This is a genomic window from Microcystis sp. M090S1 (assembly GCF_020246295.1).
In the GTDB taxonomy this organism is placed as follows: domain Bacteria; phylum Cyanobacteriota; class Cyanobacteriia; order Cyanobacteriales; family Microcystaceae; genus Microcystis; species Microcystis aeruginosa.
The window spans coordinates 1-3598 of the sequence record NZ_JADBTF010000046.1; the positions used below are offsets into that span (position 1 = coordinate 1).

A 3598-nucleotide genomic window follows, 5' to 3' on the forward strand; every position below is an offset into this window, starting at 1 on the left:
AAAAAGTTTTTTTGACAAAAAGCACAAAGTATGATATGGAAAGAACGTATTTCTGGCTGCCAGTAGTTATTGCAGAGTGGGAGTTGGGAAGTATTTTCAGTTATCAGTGGACTGAAAACGCAAATCTGACAACTGATGACCCTCTTTTCTTTCCTCTGGCATCAAAATGGTTTCCCAACGCAAGGTGACAGCCATCATAATTTGGTTGGCAATCTTACCGATGTCGTTTTTGACCGCGCTGCCCTGATCTCAGCGCTCGACAAAAGCTCACGCCGAGATCCGAACGGTGCGTTCATCCGGCGATGACTGGGTTTTTTAAGCGGTTGCTTACCCTGCCCGCTATTCTTAATAGCATACATCATATAAAGTCGCCCTAAAAGAGCGAGGCTTTAAACCCAATTTTTCGGTAAGTTTTGACGAAATATTGGGTGAGGATGTGTAAATCCGATGTGAATCCCTAGTCAGGGAGAATAATGTAAAGATTTATTAAATTGTAGCGTAGGATACTGTGCGGGGGGTAGAGTGTATTTTTGTTTTCAATAGTTAGGGAGAGATTAAGTTAAGATTTGTGACAAGATCGAGACAAACCAGAATTAATAGTTCCAGTGGTTCAGGGAGATGAACTGATTAGCAAGGGGGACGTTAGCAGTTTCGAGATTGGCGATTGCCTTGACAATTGCCTTGAAGCCCATATTTTTTAAGAGGTTAGCGTTACGGTAAACCGCGAATATCCGCGAATGGCTTGGATTCGCTTGGTGCAACTCTTCAAAGTCATCGCAGTTATGAGTTAGCAGAATCCGATTTTCCTGTATGGCATAGTCAAGTACGACATTATCTGTGCATCCAGCCAAACCAATTTCATTGATCGTCAGCACGTCATGACCAGCAGCCGTAAGTAACTTAACCAGAAGTTGGGCTTGCGAGTCCTCATCAAGCAATAATCTTAGGCTCAACACTAATCCCCTTTGCTTCCAGACGGTGGCGTTCTTCTTCTGCTTCTTGCTTGAGTAGCTGCTGATTCGTCTCGCAATAGTCAATTGCTTCATAGATGGCAGCCAGGGGTAACTCCCAATTAAGGGCTGCTTCTTGAGGAGTCATGTCATTGACAATCATATCTGACCAGACATCAAAAGCTTTCAGCCTCCTACCTTTAAAACAAAGCTGTTGTCGCCAGGAATGAGGACGTTTCTCTAAATACTGCCACTGAGTTTTCGCTACGTTGGTAGTCATGCTGATGCCTTGATGAAAGCTGGTATCCCTAGTTTATCCGATTAAAACAGGGGAAACCACCTGAGACTCCTTCCCCTGTGAATCGCTAGTTAGGGAGAAGAATGTAAAGATTTATTAAATTGTAGCGTAAAATACAGTTGCAGGGGGGGTAATGTGTGTTATTGTTCACAAGTCGCCTTTGGGGTTGGGCTGTCACTTGACCCACGTTACCAGACGGGCGTTCAAACTAATGGATAAATAATAATTTACTAGCCATGAAATTAGAGCAATTAGCGACCATTAAAGATCCAACACCCATCGATCAATTGGACGAAGCACAACTGAAAGAATTGCAAAATGCTCTCTTTCGTTTAGGTTATCCAGTCCGAACAATTGATGGATTAATCGGTCCCAGAACTCGCACAGCGTGGGCTGAATTTAAAACTGATATTTTTCAAGGAAATCCCAACCTAATCGGACCAGGTTCTATTGCAACGCTTCAAAAGAAAATGGACGAAATTGGGAAAGGGAAGGTACATAACTTTTCCACTAAGCAAGGAACAATTGAAGCAATTAAATCGGAATGTAAAACTCAAGGTATTGGACTCAAAACTCAAATTGCTTATGTACTGGCAACAACACAATGGGAAACCGCCCAAACTTTTCAACCCGTGCGGGAAGCTTTTTGGCTAAATGAGGATTGGCGACGACGCAACCTTAGATACCATCCATATTACGGACGTGGATATGTACAATTAACATGGAAAACAAATTACCAAAAATACGGTGGCATTTTGGGTATTGATTTGGTAAATAAGCCCGATCTAGCTATGAATCAAAACGTTGCGTTATTTGTCCTTGTGCATGGATTTAAAACAGGAGCGTTTACTGGGAGGAAAATTACTGACTATATCAATAATCACCAGACTGATTTTTTAAATGCTCGTCGCTGTATTAATGGAACAGATAAAATGCTTCAAATTGCCAATTTAGCAAAGAAATTTTTAACTATTCTTTGAAGACTAAACTGAAAATGAGAAATAGAGAGGTTAAATCCATGAAAAAAACTGCTACATTTTTTCAGGACGATAGTGGCAAACCGTCACCAAGCAGATTGTTAAGTTTTACTTTGCTGCTTGCTGCCATTGGTACTGGATTTATAACCTTTAATTTGAAATCAAAAGAAGCAGGAGTAAACATTACCTATAGTTTGATTGCTGCTGCTTTTGGAACAAAGGGTTTTAATAAATTTCTGACTCGGCAAGATTCTCAATAGGCTTTACAGAATCTACCTTTTTTTAGGTCATAATCAACAATTTATCGTGTTAATTAAATCAGGCATCGATATACGCCTGAAATGACTAATGAGAAAGAAAAAATATTCTTCCACAAAATTCATGGGTTTTATTTCATTCTTGGCTAGTCTTTATTTTGGGTCATGGGAACTTAAGCTTGAATGTGAAAATTTAAACACAGATTGTCTGCTTAATTTAGCTACAAAGCCTTCGGAGAAAATAATTATTTTAGAAGCTTTTTTAGTTCTGGGATTTATCTGCTTCATTATTCCCAGTATTTTTCAACTTCTTCCAAAGCGTCAAAAAGTTAATTGTTGATTGATTAAATATGAGGTTTTAAGCAATGTCAAATGGAGAAAAAGGAGAAAAAGGGTTGAACGCCATTTGGAATCAATTGTTACGGTTTCTTGGGGAACCGTTGCAAGAAGATAATGGTAATTATTCTGCAATGAGACTAATGGGTCTTTTAGCACTAGGGGCTTCGATTTATTTTGGTACACTCCTTTTTTCTAAAAGCAACCAGCAGCAAGCAATTTTTAAGGAATCTGTAGACATCATTAAACAATCTAACCCACTGTCAGCAGAAAAGAAAGCCTTACTGGAAAAAATTATAGATTCTCAAAATTCAACATTAGCAACGCAAGAACAAAATGACTTCTCTGAAGAATTTTGGATTGTCTTAAGCTTTTTGAGCTTCGGTTTTGGAGGAAAATTTGTTCAAAAAATAGTAGAGCCTAAAGAAGGGAGAGATTTTACTGAAAAGGATAAAGATATGCAAATAAATACACCAGTTAAAGAAACCTCTTCTGATGCCTTAACATCAACTAAGGAGATAAAAGAAGAATCATCATCTAAAGAGGAGGAAGATGCAAAAAAGTCGATGGTTCAGTCTCTAGAGTAGATGAATTTTCTAAAAACTTAGAAACAGGAGAAAATATATCAATGTTCACACAAGAAACTGACATTTTTGAAGAACTTGCCCAACAGACAGGAGAAATGTACCCTGAGATTGAACCAACTGCGGTTGAGGTTGAAGATACCTTACCAATAACAACTAGAGAAACTGACATTTTTGAAGAACTTGCCCAACAGAC

General features: G+C 38.8%; 6 protein-coding genes. 4 read left to right on the top strand and 2 right to left on the bottom strand.

The genetic code is table 11. The features are described 5' to 3' along the window. The coding region (locus IM477_RS01850) for a hypothetical protein (RefSeq protein WP_287730317.1) at positions 1-188 on the top strand (188 nt) is incomplete at its 5' end. Positions 189-593: 405 nt separating this feature from the next. Here IM477_RS01850 and IM477_RS01855 read toward each other — a convergent pair. After that, entirely contained in the window at positions 594-956 is a 363-nt protein-coding gene (locus IM477_RS01855) for a DUF5615 family PIN-like protein (protein WP_002753611.1), read from the bottom strand. Then, the gene (locus IM477_RS01860) at positions 931-1230 is read right to left on the bottom strand and encodes a hypothetical protein (RefSeq protein WP_287730319.1); all 300 of its coding nucleotides are present in this window, start codon (positions 1228-1230) and stop codon (positions 931-933) included. The genes IM477_RS01855 and IM477_RS01860 overlap by 26 nt, the downstream gene beginning before the upstream one ends. Before the next feature lie 254 nt (positions 1231-1484). Here IM477_RS01860 and IM477_RS01865 point away from each other — a divergent pair, with 254 nt between their 5' ends. The 3 genes from IM477_RS01865 (at position 1485) to IM477_RS01875 (ending at position 3405) form a co-directional block, all read left to right on the top strand. Beyond that, positions 1485-2228, top strand: a complete 744-nt coding sequence (locus IM477_RS01865) for a glycoside hydrolase family 19 protein (RefSeq protein WP_069474057.1) — start codon at positions 1485-1487, stop codon at positions 2226-2228. 38 nt (positions 2229-2266) lie between these two features. Further along, entirely contained in the window at positions 2267-2485 is a 219-nt protein-coding gene (locus IM477_RS01870; protein WP_287730321.1) for a hypothetical protein, read from the top strand. Positions 2486-2847: 362 nt separating this feature from the next. Then, entirely contained in the window at positions 2848-3405 is a 558-nt protein-coding gene (locus IM477_RS01875; RefSeq protein WP_024969441.1) for a hypothetical protein, read from the top strand. Positions 3406-3598 lie beyond the last annotated feature (193 nt).